The organism is Bartonella senegalensis OS02 (assembly GCF_000312545.1).
Lineage (GTDB): Bacteria > Pseudomonadota > Alphaproteobacteria > Rhizobiales > Rhizobiaceae > Bartonella > Bartonella senegalensis.
The window spans coordinates 355,794-377,656 of the sequence record NZ_HE997540.1 but is presented as its reverse complement, the minus strand read 5'-3'; the positions used below and the strand labels follow the sequence as shown (position 1 = coordinate 377,656).

General features: G+C 38.6%; 17 protein-coding genes and 1 pseudogene. 16 read left to right on the top strand and 2 right to left on the bottom strand.

Annotated elements, in window-relative coordinates; translation table 11 throughout:
• Positions 1 to 12: 12 nt before the first annotated feature.
• The gene (gene pstB, locus BN200_RS01565) at positions 13 to 771 is read left to right on the top strand and encodes a phosphate ABC transporter ATP-binding protein PstB (RefSeq protein WP_019220654.1); all 759 of its coding nucleotides are present in this window, start codon (positions 13 to 15) and stop codon (positions 769 to 771) included.
• 21 nt (positions 772 to 792) lie between these two features.
• Positions 793 to 1,515 (top strand): phosphate signaling complex protein PhoU, encoded by a 723-nt coding sequence (phoU, locus tag BN200_RS01560; RefSeq protein WP_019220653.1) that lies wholly within the window; start codon positions 793 to 795, stop codon positions 1,513 to 1,515.
• Between the two features lie 325 nt (positions 1,516 to 1,840).
• On the opposite strand, the gene BN200_RS09325 is transcribed toward phoU, so the two are convergent.
• Positions 1,841 to 2,029: a hypothetical protein gene (locus BN200_RS09325; protein ID WP_195886747.1), complete on the bottom strand. Its 189-nt coding sequence runs from the start codon at positions 2,027 to 2,029 to the stop codon at positions 1,841 to 1,843.
• Between the two features lie 1,189 nt (positions 2,030 to 3,218).
• Here BN200_RS09325 and BN200_RS01550 point away from each other — a divergent pair.
• The 12 genes and pseudogenes from BN200_RS01550 (at position 3,219) to BN200_RS01495 (ending at position 19,176) form a co-directional block, all read left to right on the top strand.
• Complete coding sequence (locus BN200_RS01550; RefSeq protein WP_244426846.1) at positions 3,219 to 4,013, top strand: cell wall hydrolase; 795 nt, start codon at positions 3,219 to 3,221, stop codon at positions 4,011 to 4,013.
• A gap of 31 nt (positions 4,014 to 4,044) precedes the next feature.
• The gene (locus BN200_RS01545; RefSeq protein ID WP_019220650.1) at positions 4,045 to 5,292 is read left to right on the top strand and encodes an aminopeptidase; all 1,248 of its coding nucleotides are present in this window, start codon (positions 4,045 to 4,047) and stop codon (positions 5,290 to 5,292) included.
• Between the two features lie 57 nt (positions 5,293 to 5,349).
• Entirely contained in the window at positions 5,350 to 6,225 is an 876-nt protein-coding gene (gene mutM, locus BN200_RS01540; protein WP_019220649.1) for a bifunctional DNA-formamidopyrimidine glycosylase/DNA-(apurinic or apyrimidinic site) lyase, read from the top strand.
• A gap of 84 nt (positions 6,226 to 6,309) precedes the next feature.
• Positions 6,310 to 7,701 (top strand): M20/M25/M40 family metallo-hydrolase, encoded by a 1,392-nt coding sequence (locus tag BN200_RS01535; protein ID WP_019220648.1) that lies wholly within the window; start codon positions 6,310 to 6,312, stop codon positions 7,699 to 7,701.
• On the top strand, positions 7,698 to 8,318 hold the full coding sequence (locus BN200_RS01530; RefSeq protein ID WP_019220647.1) for a ribonuclease D: 621 nt from the start codon (positions 7,698 to 7,700) through the stop codon (positions 8,316 to 8,318). Before BN200_RS01535 ends, BN200_RS01530 begins: the two co-directional genes overlap by 4 nt.
• Before the next feature lie 585 nt (positions 8,319 to 8,903).
• Entirely contained in the window at positions 8,904 to 9,227 is a 324-nt protein-coding gene (locus BN200_RS01525; RefSeq protein ID WP_341871738.1) for a hypothetical protein, read from the top strand.
• 1,078 nt (positions 9,228 to 10,305) lie between these two features.
• The gene (locus BN200_RS01520) at positions 10,306 to 11,133 is read left to right on the top strand and encodes an outer membrane protein (RefSeq protein WP_019220645.1); all 828 of its coding nucleotides are present in this window, start codon (positions 10,306 to 10,308) and stop codon (positions 11,131 to 11,133) included.
• A gap of 336 nt (positions 11,134 to 11,469) precedes the next feature.
• Entirely contained in the window at positions 11,470 to 12,366 is an 897-nt protein-coding gene (locus BN200_RS01515) for a porin (RefSeq protein WP_019220644.1), read from the top strand.
• Positions 12,367 to 12,697: 331 nt separating this feature from the next.
• A pseudogene (locus BN200_RS10040) lies at positions 12,698 to 13,545 on the top strand (outer membrane beta-barrel protein).
• Positions 13,546 to 14,036: 491 nt separating this feature from the next.
• Positions 14,037 to 15,281, top strand: a complete 1,245-nt coding sequence (locus BN200_RS01505) for an outer membrane protein (protein WP_019220641.1) — start codon at positions 14,037 to 14,039, stop codon at positions 15,279 to 15,281.
• Between the two features lie 252 nt (positions 15,282 to 15,533).
• A complete protein-coding gene (gene ileS / locus BN200_RS01500) occupies positions 15,534 to 18,449 on the top strand; it encodes an isoleucine--tRNA ligase (RefSeq protein ID WP_019220640.1) in 2,916 nt (971 codons plus the stop codon).
• 202 nt (positions 18,450 to 18,651) lie between these two features.
• Positions 18,652 to 19,176, top strand: a complete 525-nt coding sequence (locus tag BN200_RS01495; RefSeq protein WP_019220639.1) for a hypothetical protein — start codon at positions 18,652 to 18,654, stop codon at positions 19,174 to 19,176.
• Positions 19,177 to 19,297: 121 nt separating this feature from the next.
• On the opposite strand, the gene BN200_RS01490 is transcribed toward BN200_RS01495, so the two are convergent.
• Positions 19,298 to 19,750 (bottom strand): nucleoside deaminase, encoded by a 453-nt coding sequence (locus BN200_RS01490; RefSeq protein WP_019220638.1) that lies wholly within the window; start codon positions 19,748 to 19,750, stop codon positions 19,298 to 19,300.
• A 275-nt stretch (positions 19,751 to 20,025) separates the two neighbouring features.
• Between BN200_RS01490 and BN200_RS01485 the strand changes: the two genes are divergently transcribed.
• Both BN200_RS01485 and rsmD read left to right on the top strand, forming a co-directional pair.
• Entirely contained in the window at positions 20,026 to 21,429 is a 1,404-nt protein-coding gene (locus BN200_RS01485; protein WP_019220637.1) for a pseudouridine synthase, read from the top strand.
• Positions 21,410 to 21,863 (top strand): 16S rRNA (guanine(966)-N(2))-methyltransferase RsmD (rsmD, locus tag BN200_RS01480; protein WP_019220636.1); only part of this gene is annotated, 454 nt, incomplete at its 3' end. The genes BN200_RS01485 and rsmD, both read left to right, overlap by 20 nt.

The following is a 21,863-nucleotide window of genomic DNA, read 5'->3' as shown; positions in this document are numbered from 1 at the left end:
GTGAATTTTGTAATGAAGATTAAAATGCGTGGTCAAGATGTGAAGGTTTTTTATGGAAGCAAAGAAGCTCTTCATGGTATTACTCTTGATATTCCTGAACATCAGGTCACGGCTTTGATAGGTCCTTCAGGTTGCGGAAAGTCAACTTTTTTACGTTGTTTTAATCGTATGAATGATACGATTGAAGGCGCTAAAATAACGGGACTTATTACTTTAGATGGAGAAAATATTTATGACTCGCGCATTGATGTTGTAGAATTGCGAGCCCGTGTTGGTATGGTTTTTCAAAAGCCGAGCCCTTTTCCAAAATCTATTTTTGAGAATGTTGCCTATGGTCCGCGCATTCACGGTTTAGTCAAATCTCGTGCTGAATTACATGATGTGGTTGAAAAAAGTTTAAGGCAGGCAGGTTTATTTGAAGAAGTAAAAGATCGTCTTCATGAGGCAGCAACCGGTTTGTCGGGAGGGCAGCAACAGCGCTTGTGTATTGCACGTGCTATTGCGGTTAGTCCTGAAGTTATTTTGATGGATGAGCCTTGTTCGGCTCTTGATCCAATTGCAACGGCCCGTATTGAAGAACTTATCGATGCGTTACGAAAGGATTATACAATTGTCATTGTGACACATTCAATGCAACAGGCAGCGCGTGTTTCTCAATATACAGCCATGTTTCATTTAGGGCATTTGGTAGAAGTTGGGGCAACTGAAATGATGTTCACCTCACCAAAAGAGCAACGTACACAAGATTATATTACGGGGCGTTTTGGATAGGTGAATTGAGGAGTATAGGATATGTCTATGAAACATACTGTTCGTGCTTATGATGCAGAACTCAAATATTTGGAAGCCAAGATTACACAAATGGGTGGTCACGCGGAAAAAATGATTGAACGTTCTGTTGCGTCGATAGTGTGTAATGATCTTCAGCTTGCTGCTACAGTTATTGCCGATGATTTGTTTTTAGATGAAGCAGAACGCGACATTGATGAAAAAGCGATTACGATTATTTGCAAACGCCAACCGATGGCTGTTGATCTGCGTGAAATTGTTGGTGCTATTCGCATGTCTTCTGATCTTGAACGGATTGGGGATATGGCGAAAAACATTGCTAAGCGGACAGTTGCACTTTCAGAAATACGTCAACCTAAAGCCTTTTACTGTGGGCTTGAAACAATTACAACTTTGGCGCTCAATCAGTTAAAGGAAGTATTGAATGCTTACACGAGTCGTTTATTGGATCATGTTGATGCCGTCCGCGAGCGTGATGGTAAAATTGATGCTTTGTATACTTCTCTTTTTCGTGAACTTTTAACTTATATGATGGAAGATGCGCGCAATATTACGGTTTGTACGCATTTGCTTTTTTGTATAAAAAATATTGAAAGAATTGGAGACCATGTCACCAATATTGCTGAAACACTGCACTATATCATAACAGGTTCCCACATGTCTTTTGATCGTCCTCGTGATGATCTTACTTATAAAGTTGGTGTAGATGAGAAGGAAATAAATTAAAATTTCTTCTCACAGAACAATTAATCATGAAATAAATAAAAATGAAGTCAATAAATTATCTTAGAGGTAATTGTTTTTTGATTCCGTTATGTATTTTTTTCTTTGTCTTTAATTTTTTAGAGCTTTTTTATTGCTGGGTAAGTCTTTTAAGATTGTTGCTCATCTTAATAAGGTTGTATAGTGCTATTCTCTTATCTTCAAAGTGTTTTGAGTTTTGAAGCTGTTGCTTCCATCCTTCATTTTTTTGAAGCTTTTTTATCGATTCCAATGCAAGTTTTTTACGATCTGCATTCTTCGTGTAAAGAGATGCCATATGATCATCTGTCTAGCCAAAAAGCGTTTTAATTTGTATTATCTTTGTTCCTGAATTTGCAGCACGTGTTGCTGCCAATTTTCTTAATCTATGCGCTGATTTTTTAATGCTTGCTTTGCTAGAGGTACTATTACTATGAAATGCGTCAAAAGCTTGCTTTTGCTCTTTTTCTGCCTTCTCTGGCGCAAATGAACGTTTCATCTCCGATAGGACCAGTTTTAAGAGTTTCTGCTAATTCCGCTAAAATAGGAAGAAAAACATCTGTTTGGAATTTACTTTTCTCTGTTTTGAGATGAATAATGTTATCTTTGACATTTTTTCAGCTAATGCGAATAGCATCACCAAGGCGCAAGCCTGTAAAACAGGAGATCAATCCAGATGTCTTTATGAGTGTCATATGAACAAGGTTGAAATATTTATCAGCCTCTTTTTTTGTTGAAATAGGAAATCAGCCTTTAGTTTTTGAGAGTGGGAATATTCCTAAAGTTGGGCTATTTTCTAAAAGATCTTATTCAATTGCCTATTAAAAAAGTCCCCTGAATACTTTCACAAATTTTTTAGTTATTGTTGTTTTTTTACGCCGTTCAACACAGCTTATGATATTGTGTCTTTTTGATTGCCCTATATGGTGGAGGCAAAATTTTCATGAGAAATTTCATTGTGTGTCTCTTGGTATTTTTAGAGAGAGTATATCAATTGGTGCTATTAAAATACTGTTTAAGAAACTATGCAAATGGATCTTTAATAATGATGCATAAAATGATTTTTTAAGAAACATTAGGTATTTTTGAGAAGAGCAGGGTAGGGATGTGATATACGCATTATGGGCAAGCAAGAAGGTTTTTTTAAAGGTCATGGTACGGATTTTTAATTCTTAATTTAATGGAGTTGGATATAGGGTGGTAACGTTTTTATGTTTTAACTGGAGGATGCTTTTTTCTGGTCCGTGTCTTTAAATTTGTACTCGAAGGGAGTGGAAATTATTTGTGTTGGTTACTTAAGGTATTGATGGAGACGGTTTGGGGGCTCCAATCTTTCTCTGATGTAAAATTTTTGGAGAGTTTTTGGCAGGCATATTATTTTATTGCAATTAATGGTGTAAGGATTGATATGACGTTGCTACATTTGTCGATTAATAACAAAGTTTTCAATTTGTAAATTAAGGTTTTTTTATTTTTTATTTTGCATAAATGCCTTTTAATTACTTCTTGTATTAAAATTTTACTAAGTGGTAACAATTAGCCGTATACTTTCTTTGAAGATACATTTAAAACTCATTCAAATTTTGAAGATATGGGGATGTGTTGTATAAAATGAAAAAAAAATTTGGACTGTTTTTGTTAGTTGTTTTCTAGCACCATTTGTTATTGTGGGATGTGCTTCAGATCATTTGAGTACTGGAAAAGTTGATGATAAGAGGAAAGCAAAAACAGTCATGTATCCATTGACCGAGCGCCAATGCCTTATGCGTGCAATGTATTTCGAATCAAATCGTACTAGCCGTGAAGGAATGATTGCCGTTGGCACGGTTGTTATGAATCGTGTTAATTCAAGTGCTTATCCAAAAACGATTTGTGGTGTTGTTGGTCAGTACAAACAGTTTGCTCCCGGTGTTTTAACGCGTCCTATGACAGAGCCGGCATCTGTTGCACGTGTTAGAGAGGCAGCTGATGCTGTTTTACGCGGTGAACGGGATAAGAAAGTCAAAAACGCTAAGTTTTTTCATACCGCTGGTTTATCTTTTCCTTATAAGAATATGTACTATGTTCGCGTTGCAGGAGGGAATGCCTTTTATGAAAAGCGCTCACGTGATGGATCTCTTCAGGTTCCTCATAATGATCGTCCCTATGATGTCGCTTACGCTTTTGCCCAAGAACGTTCTGGCAATGTGCCAAGTTTCATAAATACAAGCTTAGCAAGCAAGAATACAAACTTAGCAAGTAAGGAAATAAAAGTAGAGGAAAGACAAAATGCATCTTCTTCTATAGAGCTAGCAAAGGCGGACAAAACACAGACTACGCCGTTTGTTGTGGTACAGCTTGATAAGGTTCCTATTCCCACTTATGCACCTTATTATACAGTTAAGAAAGAGGAAAACAAACCCGCTGTGGCTTATAATCTGCTCTCATCAGATCAGTTAAATGCGGTTGTTGCAATGTTAGAAGAACGGTACAGAAGCCGGTAGTTTTTTCACAATCAAAGGAAGGATATTGGTAATGTACTTTGATATTCATGAAACAATTTCGTCTGAAAAGCTTAATCGTCTTGCCGAAATTACGGTAAAAGTTGGGTTGAATCTACAAGAGGGGCAAGATCTTGTTTTGACTGCGCCAGTTTCCGCGTTACCTCTTGTTCGGCGTATTGCATATCATGCTTATAAGGCTGGTGCTGGTGTGATTACACCACTTTTTAGTGATGATATGTTATCGCTTACGCGTTTTGAAAATGCGCAGAATGCTAGTTTTGATTGTGCGCCTTCTTGGCTTTATGAGGGAATGGCGCAAGCTTTTAAAAATGGGGCTGCACGTTTAGCTATTGTTGGTGATGATCCTTCACTCCTTTCTAATCAGGATTTTAATAAGGTTGCGCGTTTGAGTAAAGCGACTTCAATGGCTTATCAACCTGCTCTTAAAGAAATATCGAATTTTGCTATGAATTGGTCGATAGTTGCTTATCCAACAGCAGGATGGGCTGCAGCAATTTTTCCTGAGTTGCCCATCAATGAAGCGATTAAGAAATTAGCTGATGCAATTTTTGCTGCTTCACGTGTTACAGGAGAAGATCCAGTTCACGCATGGGGTACCCATAATGCAACTTTGAAGCAAAGGTCATCTTGGCTTAATGAACAACGTTTTTCTGCTTTACATTTTAAAGGTCCAGGGACTGATTTAATAGTTGGTTTGGCCGATGATCATGAATGGCAGGGTGGTGCATCAGTTGCTCAAAATGGTGTTGTCTGTAATCCGAATATTCCAACAGAAGAAGTTTTTACCACTCCTCATGCCCATAAGGTTGAAGGTTTTGTTCGTTCGACAAAACCACTTTCTTATCAAGGAACACTGATCAATAATATTGAGGTCCGTTTTGAAGCAGGGCGTATTGTTGAGGCACGGGCTTCAAAGGGGCAGGAGGTTTTGCAACAGGTTTTGCAAAGTGATGAGGGGGCTAGTCGATTGGGTGAAGTTGCTCTTGTTCCGCACTCTTCACCGATTTCAAAGAGCGATCTGCTTTTTTATAATACATTATTTGATGAAAATGCTGCATGTCATATTGCTTTGGGGCAATGTTATTCCAAATGCTTTTTAAATGGAGCATCATTGACGCCAGAGGAAATAGCAGCGCGTGGTGGTAATAAAAGTGTGATTCATATTGACTGGATGATTGGATCAGGTGAAATCGACATAGATGGCATTACGCAAGAGGAGAAGAGAATTCCTGTATTTCGTAGGGGTGAATGGGTTTAATAGTAGTATTTTTTCAATAGGATTTTTGGAAAACGCGTAATTATTTTAAGAAGATATATGCCTGAACTTCCTGAAGTAGAGACGGTTCGTCGTGGGCTTGAGCCTGTTGTGACTGGTGCGAAAATACTCTCTGTTACGCTTAATCGAAGAGATTTGCGTTTTCCTTTCCCAGAGGCGTTTTCTGAGCGGCTTATGGGCAGAACGATCATGGAACTTGGTCGGCGCGCGAAATATTTATTATTTCATCTTTCGCAGAATGAAACGATTTTAAGCCATTTAGGAATGTCGGGATCATGGCGCATAGAAGATGATTTTTTAAGAGAAAAATCTTCTACTATGGGTAAATTTGTTAAACATGATCACGTTGTTATGAATGTTCAAGCAAAGGATGGTAAAGTTTATTATCTTACCTATAATGATACTCGTCGTTTTGGGTTTATGCTTTTAGTAGATACCAGAAGTCTTTATGAGCATCCACTTTTAAAGAAGCTAGGACTTGAGCCTATAAGTAATGCGTTTTCTGGGAGTTATTTACAGGACGCTTTTGTTAATAAGAAAATATCTCTTAAAGGAGTTTTGCTTGATCAGTCTATTGTTGCTGGTCTTGGGAATATTTATGTTTGCGAAGCGCTCTGGCGTAGTCGTTTGTCTCCACAGCGTGGTGCATTTACGTTAGCACTGAAGACTAAATATGCACGCGAATTAGCAGATTCCTTAGCACAGAATATACGGAATGTAATTATTGAGGCGATTTCTTCTGGTGGTTCTACTTTACGTGATTATATGCGTACAGATGGTTCACTTGGTTATTTTCAACATTCTTTTTCAGTTTATGGACGAGAAGGTAAGCAATGTTTGCAATGTGGAAACCCTATTATACGTATTTTGCAATCTGGACGTTCAAGTTTTTACTGCTCACAGTGTCAAAAATGAATAAGATGTCTTGCAAAATCTTATAAGAAGCTTAGAGTTATAAATTTATATTTATAATTATACAAGGCTTGAGAGGTTTTTTTTATGCTGAATAAAGTGCTAACACATCTTGATGAGAATATAGAGAAAAGCCTTGAACGCCTTTTTTCTCTTTTACGTTTTCAATCGATTTCTACAGACTCTGCTTATAAGGATGAGTGTCGTAAAGCTGCTGATTGGTTAGTGGAGGATTTAAAAAGCATTGGCTTTGAGGCTTCACGGCGCGATACACCTGGTCATCCAATGGTTGTTGGGCATCATCCAGGACCTTCAGATGATTGTTTACATGTGTTATTTTACGGACATTATGACGTTCAACCTGTTGATCCGTTGAGTTTATGGGAAGATGATCCATTTACACCTTCTTTAAAAGAGAGAGAGGGAGAGAAAGTCATTTGTGCACGTGGCGCTTCAGATGACAAAGGTCAGTTGATGACATTTATTGAAGCGTGCCGTGCATTTAAGAAAGAGACAGGGCAACTTCCTGTTAAAGTGACTATTTTATGTGAAGGTGAGGAAGAATGTGCGTCTCCTTCTCTTGTTCCTTTTTTAAAAGCAAATAAGGATGAACTTAAGGCTGATTGCGCATTGGTTTGTGATACATCTATGTGGGATGCTGATACGCCCTCTATAGCTCTTTCTCTTCGGGGAATTATGGCGGAAGAGATTATTATCACAGCAGCAAATCGTGATTTGCATTCTGGTTATTTTGGGGGAGTAGCTGCCAATCCCATTCGTATTTTAACTAAAGTTTTGGCAGGACTTCATGACGAAAATAATAAGGTGACGCTTTCTGGTTTTTATGATGGAGTAGAGGAAACACCTTCAGATATTTTACAATCATGGAATGCGCTTAATTGTACTGCTGAAAATTTTCTTGGTCCTATAGGTCTTTCCGTTCCAGCTGGTGAAAAAGGGCGGAGCATTTTAGAGCTTGTCTGGGCACGTCCTACCATGGAAATTAATGGTATTAGTGGGGGCTATGAAGGGAAAGGGATGAAAACGGTTATTGCTTCTCAAGCGAGTGCAAAAGTATCGTGTCGTCTAGTCCATAAGCAAGATCCAGAGAAAATACGCCAAGCGTTGCGTGATTATGTGTGCAGTGCGATTCCTGCTGATTGTAAGGTTGAATTTAAGAATCACGGTTCTTCTCCAGCACTTCAGCTTTTCCATGATTCATCTTTTATCAAGGCGGCAAAGGATGCTTTATCACAAGAGTGGGAAATTCCTACTGTATTGACAGCCATGGGTGGCTCGATTCCAATTGTTGCAGATTTTCAGTCAGTTCTTGGTATGGAAACTGTTTTGGTTGGTTTTGCACTAGCTGATGATCGCATTCATTCACCTAATGAAAAATATAATTTAAAATCGTTTCATAAGGGGCAGCGGTCTTGGGCACGTATTCTTGCCACTTTAGCAAAAAAGGAGGATAGATGACGGAAATCCGTGTTCATCAAGGTGATTTACCAAATTTAGACAATTATAAAATTGATGCTGTTGCAGTGGATACTGAAACTTTGGGATTACAACCGTACCGTGATCGTTTGTGTGTTGTTCAGCTTTCTTCTGGGGATGGTACTGCTGATATTATACAGATTGCTAAAGGACAGAAGAGTGCTCCCAATTTGGTGAAATTGCTTTCAGATAGGGCGATTACTAAAATATTCCACTTTGGGCGTTTTGATCTTGCTATTTTAGCGCATACATTTGGTGTTATGCCAGATGTCGTTTTCTGTACAAAGATTGCTTCAAAACTCACGCGTACTTATACGGATCGTCATGGGTTAAAGGAAATTTGTGGTGAACTATTGAATGTGAATATTTCTAAACAGCAACAGTCTTCGGATTGGGCAGCAGAAACTTTATCACGTGCACAAGTTGAATATGCTGCATCAGATGTTTTATATTTGCACCGTTTAAAGGATATATTTGAAGAACGCTTAAAGCGTGAAGAGCGCGAAAATATTGCAAAGGCATGTTTTCAATTTTTGCCCATGAGAGCGAATCTCGATCTTTTAGGATGGTCGGAGGTTGATATTTTTGCGCATAGCTGAATTTAAAAACTTGTTTTCAAACTCGAAATAGAGTGATCTAAAAAGCAAATTGCTATGGAGAAATGTACGTTTGCTTTTTCGGTTTTCTTATCTGTTTTGATGATTGCGCTTATGAACCTATTCTTATGGAGTGAGTACTCTTTCATTATTACACAATAAAAGCGCCTCTTCATAAAGGCGCTTTTATTGTGTTTGTCATGATTTTTGTTTTAAAAAAAAGAAATAGGCAGTTTTAGAGCGTGCAGAAAATGTCAATAATAATGTTACATAGGCTTTTCTCCTAGGAATGCTTTTAAAATCGTATTGAAAGGCATACGGGGGAAAAATATTTTTGTTCAAAATGTTTTAATAAATATCTATTTAGTATTTTATAATTGATGATGCAGTGTGTTTTTATTGGTTAAAAAAGTGATTTCTGCGTTAAAATAACTTAAAAAAATTCCATTTATTTTAAAATTAAACTGCTATAAGTCTCTGTTTTTTAATGAATATATATTTTTATTTATAAGCATATCATTTTTTCTATGGAAATTTGAAGTAGGGGCACTAATTAAAATACATTATGGATATTATAATGGAGATAGAATGATGAATTTGAGATATTTTATTACAGCTTCTGCTACTTTTTTTTCAATTTCTGTAGCTCAAGCAGCTACGGTAGGTCTTGTGGTTACTCAAAAGTTGTTAGACGGAGTTTCTTCTTCTAAAAGTTTTCTTGCTGATGCACATAGGAACAAATCTTTGGGTGGAATTTCGCAAGCGGAATTTGCTTGTCTTGATAATAACCAAGAGAAAGCGGTTGAGTTGGTAACTGTAGCCTCTTCGAATCAAAGAAGAGGTTCAAGAGGTGGGAGAGGGCGAGGAGGAGGAAGGCCAAGTCTGTCTTCGAGAAGCGGGATGAGTTTTTAGTAAGCAAAGCAAGAGTATCAGGAGGTGTGATTTTACTCGTGTTCAGTGTTGATGTTTAGAGAATCGGGATGTTTTTGCAAGCTGAGAGTTAGTTTTGTACATTTGCTTATTTGCGCTTTTGGCTTTTGTCTAGGTGTTGCAGGAGTTGAAGCTATCGCTCATGTAAGGTGTGGGTGGCTTGATCTCAGTAACTTGCACCTTACAAATGAAACAGTGATGGAGATGCGAATTTGTATCCACCCACTCTTTGAGAATTATAACTGTGAAGTTTGGCAGAGTGATAATTTGAAAATATATAAGATCCTATTTTAAATGAGTTTTTAATCTTGATTTCCAATTTCATTATATTGATCACAGAAATTTGAATAACTTCTTTTTTCATAAGTCAGCGGTGGGTGTTTTTTGCGAAATTGCTGGTTCTTTAAAAGAAGTTAGGTGCAAGTGCTTTAGTGAACTTTTTTCTAAAGAGTTGGCAGTTTATATCTCCTTTTTCCGATTTCAGAAGGGAGATGCTTACGGATAAATAGTTAAAAGCTTATCTAAAGAGAGAGACAGAGAGCAAGCTTTATACAAGATTGCGTAAATTGCCTACTCGCTCTGAAAAAGTTTCTTTAGAAAAAGTCTAATCAGCAAAATAAACAATAAATTTTTACTTCAAAGATGACAGATTCCTACAGAGATCCATTTGGGATGGGCGTTTGCTAAAAATCGGGATCGAGGAGTTTATAGAGAGTTTGCATGGTGTTTTATATCGTTTGTGGTGTTGTTTGGGCTTAGAAATGTAGCCTTTAAGAGGGGGGGGTGTGAGATGATGGAAATATTTTGAAATGCGCGAGAGCATTTTTGTTGAGGCGTTCAAATTTTGTGAAACACGAAGAACAGCATAAAATTTGACAGGAGGATAATCATTTCTGCTTTGCTATAGTTTACAAGATCCTCACTTATTACAATGAAACGACTTTGAGAGAGGAGTACGAGGATTGTTTTTTTATAAGTGTATCATTTTTACTACAGATATCTATAGTTGTAGCTCTATATGAAATTGGGTGTTCAAATATTCAGCTATGGAGAAAAAATTATGAATATGAAATGGTTGATAACAGCTTCTGCTTTTACTTTTGTTTCAGTGGCCCAAGCGGCAGATGTTGTTATTCCCCCTAGCCCTACACCCGTTGCACCAGTTATTGTTGCTCCAACTTTTTCTTGGACAGGTTTTTACATTGGTGGTCAGATTGGTGGTTTTTCTAGTAAAACGAAGATGGATATCCTTAGTAAAGGAAAAACTGTTCCAGTGAGTGATGACTTTTTGCCTAAGCTATCCGGTTTTATGGGCGGGCTTTATGCGGGTTCTAATATTGACCTTGGCAATGGGCTGATTTTAGGTGTTGATACAGATATCATTTGGACTGATAAAAATGATACCAAAACTGGGAAAGTATACGATATTGCTGAAGGGCATATACCATATATTAAGAAGATTCTAAAAGAAGCAGGAATTACCGTTGGTGAAAATGACCTCCAAGCTGGTGACAAACGTGCAAGCAGTTTCACTTTTAAAGAAAAATGGGCTGGTGCTACACGTGTACGGATTGGTTTTGCAGCTGAACGTATCATGCCTTATGTTGCTGGTGGTATTGCTTATACACAGCTTCAAGATATTGCATCGGTATCAATAACAAAAAAAGAGACAGGCAAAGTGATAGTTTCTGGTAACCTCTCTGATGAAACAAAGGCATTTGTTGGTTACACCCTTGGTGCTGGCGTTGATTTGGCAATGACCAATAATGTCATCGTTCGGGCAGAATATCGTTACTCCGATTTTGGTAAAAAGAAATTCTCAAACGATAAATATGAAACTTCTTACAAAACCAATGATTTCCGCGTTGGTGTTGCTTATAAATTTTAATATATCATAAGTTAAATTACTAAGAGGTTTTTTAGTATAGCATCTTTAGCCTTTTTGTTGTTTTATTATCACAATACACATGTTATTCCGCAGGAGAAAAAGCATTGCGCGTTGATTTTTTTTAAGAGAAATTCGTGAGAATTAGACAGTAATTTATCTTTAATATCAATATATTATATATGTGTATAACTTACAAGTTTTCGTATGAAACGAAATTGCTAAGAGGCTCCGTTACGAAGGGAGCCTCTATTTTGTATAACTGTGTTATTTTTACTACAGATTTTCTTTGTGTAAGTGTTTAACATTGCCCTATAAATGAATTAGGAGCAAAATGTTATGAATATAAAATCTTTAATGACGACTTCTGTTATCGCTTTGATTTCAGCTTCTGCGGCACAGGCTGCTGATGTTGTTGTTCCTCATGAAGTAGCGCCAGCGGCTATTGTTGCCCCTACTTTTTCTTGGACAGGTTTCTATATTGGTGGTCAAGTCGGAAATTTTTCGAGTAAAGTTAAGATAACTGATCCTGAGACAAAAAATAAACTTTTCAGCAAAGATGAGACACCTCAGCCTTCTGGTTTTATGGGGGGTATTTATGCAGGTTCCAACATAGATCTTGGAAGTGGTCTAATTCTAGGTGTTGAAACCGATGCAGTTTGGGCTGATCGGGGAGAAACAAAAGTGATCAGTGTCTTGAATGAAAGCGGGAACCAAGGTGGAGGTTCTGGAGGCCAAACCCAAGGTGGAGGTTCTGGAGGCCAAACCCAAGGCACAGATGCTGGAAGCCAAGCCCAAGGCACAGATACTGGAAGCCAAGCCCAAGGCACAGATACTGGAAGCCAGAAGTCTTTCAGCATTGCTACAATAGCAGTAGGGGATGGTGCGCCTAAGCACAGTTTTACTTTGAAAGAAAAATGGTCTGGTGCTACGCGAGTACGTATTGGTTTTGCTGCTGCTGATCGTATTATGCCTTATATTGCTGGTGGTATTGCTTATGCACAAATGCAAGGTATTGTTACTGTTTCGGGATCAGATAAAAAGGAAACTGATAAAACAAAGACGTTCGTTGGTTTTACCGTTGGCGGTGGTGTTGATTTTGCTATGACCGATAATGTTCTGTTGCGTGCGGAATATCGTTACTCCGATTTCGGTAAAAAGCAATTCGTTAAGGATGGAGTAGAATTTAACTACAAAACCAATGACTTCCGTGTTGGTGTTGCTTACAAATTCTAATTTCTTAAAAACGAAATTATTCGTATAAAATAAAATTATTAAGAAGCTCCGTTAAATGCGGGGCTTCTGTTTTTTTGTTGTTATATTGTCACATAATTAAATATTATTTTATTATTGCAAGATATTATTAAATATTAATTTGGATAAAAATCATAAATAACAAATAATAATTTAATATTGATATCAATGGATTTATATAAATCTAATTTACAAGCTCTTATGCCAAACGGAATGCTTGACAAGCTCTATTTTTAATTTTTTATCATTGTATTATTTTTACTACATTTTTTTGTATTGGCATGTAAAATTACGCACAGAAAAAAAGAGCAAAATTTATGAATATAAAGCCTTTATAACAACCTCTGTCATCACTTTGATTTCAGCTTCTGAAGCATAGGCCTTCTGATGTTGTCGTTCTTGATAAAGGTGCGTCAGTTATTATTGCTCCGACCTTTTCTTGGACAGGTTTCTACGTAGGGTCAGATTGGTAGTTTTTAAGTAAAGTTCAGATAACGGATTCGGACACAAAAAAGAGACTTTTCAACAAAAATGTGGTACCTAAGCTTTCAGGTTTCATGAAAGGTATTTATGCAGGTTCTAATATAGGTCTTGGAAACTGTCTGATTCTAGGCATTGAAATTGATTCTGTTTGAGCTAACAGTGAAGACAAAAAAGCTTTGTTTCAAAGATTCTTGATGCTGATGATGTTTTAGAACTTAATAAAGATCTTAAAGATGCCGGCGTTAAACGAGATGAGACAGAAAAATTTGTAGCGGATGATACGAGAATGTATGGTTTTACTTTAATAAGAAAAATGATCCGGTGCTAATCGCGCGTACGTATCCGTTTTGCAGTCGTTAATCGCATTATGCCTTATGTTACTGGTGGTGTTGCCTATTCACAGATGCAGTGCATTGATTGGATTTCAGGAACAAAAAAATCAGTGAAAATAAATCAGGTAAAACAATCTCTGGTAATATGTTTGATAAAATAAAGATATTCGTTGGTTATATCGGTGGTATTGATTTTGCGATGACGGATAATATTCTATTCCGTGCGGAATATCATTACTCAGGTTTTGGTAAAAAGAAATTCGATAAGGATGGTAAAGAAGTTATTTACAAAACCAATAATTTCCATATCGGTGTCGCTTACAAATTCTCATTGAGTGTCAGTTAACACATATCTAAATTATAAAGAGGTTCCATTTTTGACGGAAACTTTATTTTTATAACTCTGTTACTTTTATGATAGATTTTTTAAAGAGAATAATCTAACGTTACATGAACTACTTATTGGATTTATAGCTGCTGATTGTATGAAGCCTTATATTAGCTGATGATATTACCTATACGTAGCTGTAAGGTATCTATTTGATTTCAATAGAAATAATTTAGCAAATAAATCTACAGCAGTTGTCAATATTACCTTATCTCATAAGAGAAAGAGGATGGTTAGCTATATTCCTTAATGGAGGAGTTGATTTTGCAGCGATTGATAATACGACTTTGCACATTGGTTCTACTTATAAATCATGATTAAATGTAAAACTATAATAAGCTCTGTTTTTAACAAATCCTCTATTTTTTTGTGACTGTGACATTTTTACTACAGATATTTTAAAGTTGTCTCTCTATATATAAAACGTTTTGGATATTTGGAGATATTTTATGAATACGAAACGTTTAATAACAGTATCTATTTTTGCTTTGATTTCAGCCTCTACAGCCCAAGCAGCTGATGTGGGAATTCCCCGTCAATCAGTATCAGCTTCTTCGCCAGTTATTAAAGCTCCTAATTTTACGTGGACGGGTTTTTATGCCGGTGTCCAAGCTGGTGGTTTTTCGAGTAAAGCTGATATGAGTATTGTTGGTAAGGATAAAACTGTACCATTGGGTAAAGATCTATCACCTAAACTTTCTGGTTTTGAAGGTGGTGTTTACGCAGGTGCTAATATTGATCTTGGCGATGACTTCATTTTTAGTATCGATACAGATTTAACTTTATCTGGTCAGAAGCACACAAAGACAATTACCATAGGTGCCTCTGATAATGCTGCAGTAGACAATTTAGTATCAAGATCTCGCAGAGCAGCAGAAGTAGAAGTAAAAGCAACAGAATCAACACCAAAGCCAGCAGCAACAAAGCCAGCAGCAACAACGACAACAGCATCAACACCAGCAGCATCAACACCAGCAGCATCAACACCAGCAGCATCAACACCAGCAGCATCAACACCAGCAAAAGCCGCCGCCGCACCAGCAAGGTCAGCGGCTAGTGCAAGTTCTCATGGACACAGTCACTCTGGTGGATATGGTGGGCATAGTGCACATCATGGTTCTGGAAATACAGCTAATCCGCATAATATGGGCGTTAATCCACATGGTACTGCTATTAATCCGCACGCTTCTAGTCCTCATGGTGCACAGAATATGGCTGGACACGGTGCTCAAAAAACTGCGGAGAACAGCGCTAGTGATTTATATGGTATAGAGCAAGTGAAGAAGGAGATCTCTAATCTTGGTCTCGATCAAGAGGGTGGTATTGAAACTTTAAGTCATACTTTAAAGCAGAATTGGGCTGGTGCAACACGGGTGCGTATCGGTTTTGCTGTTAATCGCTTTATGCCTTATGTTGCTGGTGGTATTGCTTATACGCAGCTTGAAGATACTGTATCAATATCGTTTAAAAAAGACGGTGAGAGAGTTGGTCCTTCTAAGACCTTAACAGATGAAAAAAAGACAATGATTGGTTATACTCTTGGTGGTGGTGTTGACTTTGCAATGACCGATAATGTTTTGCTTCGTGCCGAATACCGTTATTCCGACTTTGGTAAAAAGAAATTTGCAAAGGAAAAACTTGAAATTAACTATAAAACCAATGATTTCCGTGTTGGTGTCGCTTACAAGTTCTAATTTGTTGTAAAATCAAATTTTTAAGAGGCTCTGCCAGTGGTAGAGCCTTTGTTTTTTTAAGAGGATCATTTTGGGGTTTCCTTTCTTGATAGTTTCATGATAAAGCCCGTAAAATGTGATGATATATCTTCTTGATCGCTGCCTAATACGAATGATTAGCTCGGCTTTCCTCATAGATAAAAAACCAGAGTTGCAGGGTTCAGGGAAGTTATGCAAAAGTGAGATCGTAAAAGTAGACAGGAATATTTCACGATGACGGTGAAAAATGAAACGGTAGATTATTCGAAAACTCTTTATCTCCCACAAACAAATTTTCCGATGCGTGCGGGTTTGCCACAAAAAGAACTTGAACTGATGGCCCGATGGGAAAAGAAGGGACTTTATAACCAATTGCGCCAACAAGCAAAAGATCGCCCGCTTTATACTCTTCATGATGGGCCACCTTATGCAAATGGCCATATCCATATAGGGCATGCTTTAAACAAAGTTTTAAAGGATGTGGTTGTCCGTTCATTTCAGATGCGTGGTTTTAATGCAAATTATGTACCGGGTTGGGATTGCCATGGGCTTCCGATTGAATGGAAGATTGAAGAAAAATATCGTGCGCAAGGGAAAAATAAGGACGATGTCCCTCTTAACGAATTTCGTCAAGAATGTCGTGAATTTGCACAACGTTGGGTAACTGTTCAAAGTGAAGAATTTAAACGCCTTGGTGTTGTTGGGGATTTTAACCGTCCTTACACGACCATGGCTTTTCGTGCAGAGGCACGCATCGCCAGTGAATTGATGAAATTTGCTCTATCAGATCAGATTTATCGTGGCTCAAAGCCTGTCATGTGGTCTGTTGTGGAGCGTACGGCTTTGGCTGAGGCAGAGATTGAATATCATGATCATGAATCAGATGCTATCTGGGTGAAGTTTCCTATTCTTCAATCGGATTCTAAGGATTTATATGATGCTTATGTTGTGATTTGGACAACCACTCCTTGGACAATTCCAGCCAATCGTGCGGTGAGTTATTCTTCTCAGATTTCTTACAGTGTTTACGAAGTCAAGAGTGCGGAAAATGATTTTGGTCCTCAAGTTGGAGAAAAACTTCTCTTTGCTGATGCTCTGGTTATGAGTTGTGCAGAAAAGGCAAAACTTGTTTTGAAGCGCTCGCGTGTTATTTCTGCTGAAGAGCTGAAAACTCTTGTTCTTTCTCATCCACTCAAAGGATTAGCTGGAGGTTACAATAATAAAATTGCAATGCTTGATGGTTCACATGTAACAGAAAGTGCTGGTACGGGGTTCGTTCATACAGCGCCCAGCCATGGAAGTGAGGATTTTGAAATTTGGAATATTTATAAGCCACTATTGGAGCAGGCTGGTATTGATTCATCTATACCGTTTCCTGTTGATGATGCTGGCTTTTATACGAAGGATGCTCCTGGTTTTGGACCGGATCGTGAGGGGGGTGCTGTACGTGTTATTGATGATAATGGAAAAATGGGTAATGCCAATAAAGAGGTTATTAACGCTTTAATACAAGCGGACCGGTTGTTTGCACGGGGTCGTTTAAAACATTCTTACCCTCATAGTTGGCGTTCGAAGAAACCAGTTATTTTCCGTAATACACCCCAATGGTTTGTCGCAATGGATAAAGATCTTGGAGATGGTTCAACGTTACGCAGTCGGGCTTTAAAAGCTGTTTCGATGACGCGTTTTGTGCCTTCTTCTGGCCAAAATCGTTTAGCTTCTATGATAGCAGATCGCCCTGATTGGGTCCTTTCTCGCCAGCGTGCTTGGGGGGTTCCGATTTGTATTTTTGCTAATGAGGATGGCGCTATTCTTAAAGATGAGCGTGTGAATGAGCGTATTTTGCGGGCTTTTGAAGTAGAAGGGGCGGATGCATGGTTTGCTGAAGGAGCACGTGAACGTTTTTTAGGTGAACGTACGCATGAGGATTGGGTTCAGGTCCTTGATATTCTTGATGTTTGGTTTGATTCTGGAGCGAGCCATAGTTTTGTATTAGAGGATCAAGATGATTTAAAATGGCCTGCTGATGTTTATTTTGAAGGGTCTGATCAGCATCGCGGATGGTTCCAGTCTTCTCTTTTGGAAAGTTGTGGTACCCGGGCTTGTTCCCCTTATAAAACGGTGGTCACACACGGTTTTACTTTGGATGAAAATGGCAAGAAAATGTCTAAATCTTTGGGAAATACAGTTGTTCCGCAAGAAGTTATTAAAAAATTTGGCGCCGATATTTTTCGCCTTTGGGTTATGACAACCGATTATTGGGAAGATCAGCGCTTGGGCAAACAAATTCTGCAGACAAATGTCGACTCCTATCGTAAATTACGGAATGCAATTCGTTGGATGCTTGGAACTTTAGCACATGATGAAGGAGAAAAAATATCTTATTGCGCATTGCCAGATCTGGAAAAATTGATCTTGCATCGACTTTTTGAACTCGATCAGTTGATTAATCAAGCTTATGATGATTTTGATTTTAAAAAGATTATGCGGGCATTATTAGATTTTTCCATTACTGAATTATCAGCATTTTATTTTGATATTCGCAAAGATTCTCTTTATTGTGATGCGCCTTCATCAAAAAAACGTAAGGCTTCTTTACAAGTTATTCGTGAAATTTTTGAGAGAATGGTCATATGGCTCGCTCCCATGTTGCCTTTTACCATGGAAGAAGCGTGGTTAGAACGTTACCCAGAAAGTCAATCTGTGCATTTGGAGCAGTTTCGCCCTGTACCAGGGGAGTGGCATGACGAATCTTTGGCTGAACGTTGGAAAAAGGTCCGTCAGGTTCGTAAAGTTGTGACGGGTGCTTTAGAGCTTGAACGCGCTAATAAGCGTATTGGATCATCTTTAGAAGCAGCGCCTGTTGTTTTTATTTCTAATCCTATTTTAAGGGAGGCGTTAGAAAATTTGGATATGGCGGAAATTTGTATCACCAGTGCTCTAACAATTACTCCGGATGTTCCACCTTCGGATGCTTTTATTCTCAGTGATGTTGAAGGCGTTGGTGTATATCCAGGGAAGGCTTTGGGTACAAAATGTGCGCGGTCATGGAGATATACACAAGATGTTGGAAGTGATCCAGCTTATCCTGATGTCTCTGCTCGTGATGCTGCTGCTTTACGGGAATTACAGCTGCTTGGAAAGATTTAAAAAACTTTCGATTAAAGGGAAAAAATGCAAGCTGAAAAACAGCGATACTGCCGTTTGAATTCTATGATTGATGCCGATGACATTTTATGGTAGTGAAAGAGCCCGTTGTTTTATCTTTGGGGGGTGAGTTTGTGTGTGGGATTGATCTCCAATAAATCGGGCAAAATATCTATCAACCATATACTTAAAAAATGGATAAGCAGTGAAAAAACGTGAAGTAAAAATATTTTCAATAAGCATTTTGGGTGTGTACCTTATCTTAACGGGATGCTCTGCTCCCACCTATGGTACAGGTAAGGCAGCTTCTTTACAATTTTTTGAAGATGTTGCAAATATTACCTCGTTAACACCAACAAACAACAAGAGCCAGCTTGTTATGAAACTTCGTCCAAAGCTCGTTATACCAAACTCTAGTGCGCTTGGAATTTTACCGCTACCGCAGCAAGATGTAGCACAAGAGAGCTCTTTCAATGGAAAAGCAACATTGAATCAACATATTGGTGGTAAGAGAGTTTCTGTTCTTCCCCCAAAAGTATCCTCAATGAATGGTGATATTGATGATTCAAACAGTGTTTCACAGCTGAATGCCAAGCAACGACATGAGTATTTGCGTCGTAAAAGAGCACAAATTGGAAGTGCACAGTATCGTCGATATCTCACTGAGCCTCCTTTAAGTTATCGTCAACCGGCAAAGCTTGCGCCTATTGGTCAAAAGGGTAAAAAATGAAGCTTTAAAAGGGCGTGAAAGAAAAAGCGCTTAGAAAATGCGATCCGATAACAAGATCCGGTAACCTTTTAAAAGAGAACTCATTTTGTTAAAGATCAGTGTTATAGATTAAGAAAAGGAATCATTTTTGACGCCGCTTTTGAGCAAAAAAACCTTTAAGCAATTGCGCGGCTTCTTTTTCTTTGAAACCAGAATAGACCTCAGGACTGTGATGGCAAGTTGGTTGCTGATAAAGACGTGCTCCATGTTCAATAGCACCTCCTTTTGGATCACTGGTTGCATAATAGAGACGTCTTATGCGTGCAAATGAAATGGCTGCAGCACACATCGCACAAGGTTCAAGCGTTACATAAAGGTCACAATCAGGAAGTCTTTCGCTTTTGAATGCTTCGCAAGCCATACGGATAACGCGGATTTCTGCGTGTCCTGTAGGATCACATGCGGCTTTTATGGAGTTTCCAGAGCGTGCAATAATGACTTTGCCGCGGGTGATGACAGCACCTACAGGAACTTCATCTTTTTTTGCTGCCCATTGTGCTTCTAACAGGGCTATTTCCATGGGTGTCAAACTCATACTGTTCTTTCCATTTCAAGTGTAGAGAGCCAAAAGGTATCTTCATATTCATAGAGAGGCGTGTTGTGAAGTAAGTGAGCTCTTACCTTTTTAACGAAGGGGATATGATTGCTTTTAAAACTGTTTAAAACCAACTTGCAAGTAAATGGGTAGATTATGCAGCTAAAGGATAGAAAGTGATAAACGATTATGTTACTCCCCTTTTTCAGGATAAGCAGTATGGTGCGTGTGGATAATTTGCTGAACGTATTAGAAGAGATTGGTGTGAAAAGCAAATGAATGAAAACAGTGAGAGTGAGCGGATTGCTAAGAGATTAGCACGTGCTGGTGTTGCATCGCGTCGTGATGCAGAAATGATGATTCTTGCAGGTCGTATTGTTGTCAATGGTACAGTTGTGACGACGCCTGCTTTGAATGTTACGCGCTCTGATGTTATTAAAGTTGATGGCAAGCCTTTACCTCCTATGGAAAGAACGCGGTTATGGCTTTACCACAAGCCGGCAGGGCTTGTCACGACACACCGTGATCCTGAAGAGAGGCCGACAGTATTTAGCAATTTGCCGAAAGAAATGCCTCGTGTTCTTTCTGTAGGTAGACTTGATATTAATACAGAAGGGCTTTTGTTGCTAACCAATGACGGTGGTTTAGCACGTGTATTAGAGCTTCCTTTAACGGGGTGGGTACGAAAGTATCGCGTTCGTGCTCATGGAAGAGTGAAACAGAGTGCGCTTGATAATCTTAAAAATGGCATTGCGATTGATGGTATTTTTTATGGTTCAATTGAAGCGTCGCTTGAACGTGAACAAGGATCAAATATTTGGATTTCTGTAGCTTTGCGTGAAGGAAAAAATCGTGAAATAAAGAATGTTTTAGGCGCGTTAGGATTATCGGTTAATCGTTTAATTCGTGTATCTTATGGTCCATTTCAACTCTCTGACTTAGAAGAAGGAGCAGTTCGTGAGATAAAAGGTCGGATGCTACGGGATCAATTGGGGGAGCGTTTAATTATGCAAGCCAATGCAGATTTTGATGCTCCTATTCTCAAGCCTTTTTCAAATGCCGCAGTTTTTGCGGAAAAACGAAGTCATAAAGATCTTTCTGTTGCAAGTGATAGTTGGATTTCTTCAAGTGGTGGAGATGTACGGCGCAGACAGGGAGATGGTTCTGCTGAACGGGGTCGAACACGATTGACCACAAAGCTAGATAAAAAATTTATGGGCAAAGAGAAGAGCGAGGAGGGAAAAACAGAGCGTTTTTTGCCTCGTTCTCGCCGTTCTAATGTTTGGATGGCTCCTGGTGCTCGTCCTCAGAGTGCACGTAGAAAATCTTTTCACAGTGAGGATACTCCTCATGCTCATAAAAGTGATGTGTCTGGTAAGAGATCTTTCTATAGAGATAATGCAAAACAGTTAGAAGAAAAGTTATGGAAAAAGAAGGACGTTGGTTTTGATCAAAAACAGGGCAAAACTTCTTATGGTAAGACGCGTTTTCCTAGCAAGAAGGATGGCTTTTTAAAGAAAGAAGGAAAGGTTATGAAAGTCAGCCATGATGAACGTCTTTTGGAGAATAGGCAAAGAGCTAAATCATTTGATGGAGCTGTGAAGAAATCTAGAACACATAGCGGTCATGAAAAAACAGCGAAACGATTTGGAGGACCTCGTGCGGGTCGTCGGCGGTAAGTTTGCTGGGCGTGTTTTGTTTGCACCTGCGGGGCATTCCATTCGTCCAACGAGTGATCGTACGCGTGAAAGCCTTTTCAATATTCTTGCAAGCCGAGAACAACAATTTTGGACCAACAAACGCATTCTTGATCTTTTTGCTGGCACTGGTGCTTTGGGTATAGAGGCTCTATCGCGTGGGGCAAAAGCGGCTGTTTTTGTTGAGAACTCTGTTGAAGGGCGTGGACTGATACAAAAAAATCTTGAAGCTCTTGAATTACAGTCAATTGGGCGCATCTTGCGTCGTGATGCTACCAAACTTGGCAATATTGGCACAATGCTTCCATTTGATGTAGTTTTTGCCGATCCTCCCTATAGCCATTGTTTAGGTGAGCGTGCTTTTGTGCAGGCATTACAAGGAGGCTGGGTAAAAGCTGATGCACTTTTCGTGCTTG

Bases quoted from the DNA above. Each gene is read 5' to 3' on its own strand.
- pstB (WP_019220654.1), top strand. From the start codon at position 13: ATGAAGATTAAAATGCGTGGTCAAGATGTGAAGGTTTTTTATGGAAGC.
- phoU (WP_019220653.1), top strand. From the start codon at position 793: ATGTCTATGAAACATACTGTTCGTGCTTATGATGCAGAACTCAAATAT.
- BN200_RS09325 (WP_195886747.1), bottom strand. From the start codon at position 2,029: ATGAAACGTTCATTTGCGCCAGAGAAGGCAGAAAAAGAGCAAAAGCAA.
- BN200_RS01545 (WP_019220650.1), top strand. From the start codon at position 4,045: ATGTACTTTGATATTCATGAAACAATTTCGTCTGAAAAGCTTAATCGT.
- mutM (WP_019220649.1), top strand. From the start codon at position 5,350: ATGCCTGAACTTCCTGAAGTAGAGACGGTTCGTCGTGGGCTTGAGCCT.
- BN200_RS01535 (WP_019220648.1), top strand. From the start codon at position 6,310: ATGCTGAATAAAGTGCTAACACATCTTGATGAGAATATAGAGAAAAGC.
- BN200_RS01530 (WP_019220647.1), top strand. From the start codon at position 7,698: ATGACGGAAATCCGTGTTCATCAAGGTGATTTACCAAATTTAGACAAT.
- BN200_RS01525 (WP_341871738.1), top strand. From the start codon at position 8,904: ATGATGAATTTGAGATATTTTATTACAGCTTCTGCTACTTTTTTTTCA.
- BN200_RS01520 (WP_019220645.1), top strand. From the start codon at position 10,306: ATGAATATGAAATGGTTGATAACAGCTTCTGCTTTTACTTTTGTTTCA.
- BN200_RS01515 (WP_019220644.1), top strand. From the start codon at position 11,470: ATGAATATAAAATCTTTAATGACGACTTCTGTTATCGCTTTGATTTCA.
- BN200_RS01505 (WP_019220641.1), top strand. From the start codon at position 14,037: ATGAATACGAAACGTTTAATAACAGTATCTATTTTTGCTTTGATTTCA.
- ileS (WP_019220640.1), top strand. From the start codon at position 15,534: ATGACGGTGAAAAATGAAACGGTAGATTATTCGAAAACTCTTTATCTC.
- BN200_RS01490 (WP_019220638.1), bottom strand. From the start codon at position 19,750: ATGAGTTTGACACCCATGGAAATAGCCCTGTTAGAAGCACAATGGGCA.
- BN200_RS01485 (WP_019220637.1), top strand. From the start codon at position 20,026: ATGAATGAAAACAGTGAGAGTGAGCGGATTGCTAAGAGATTAGCACGT.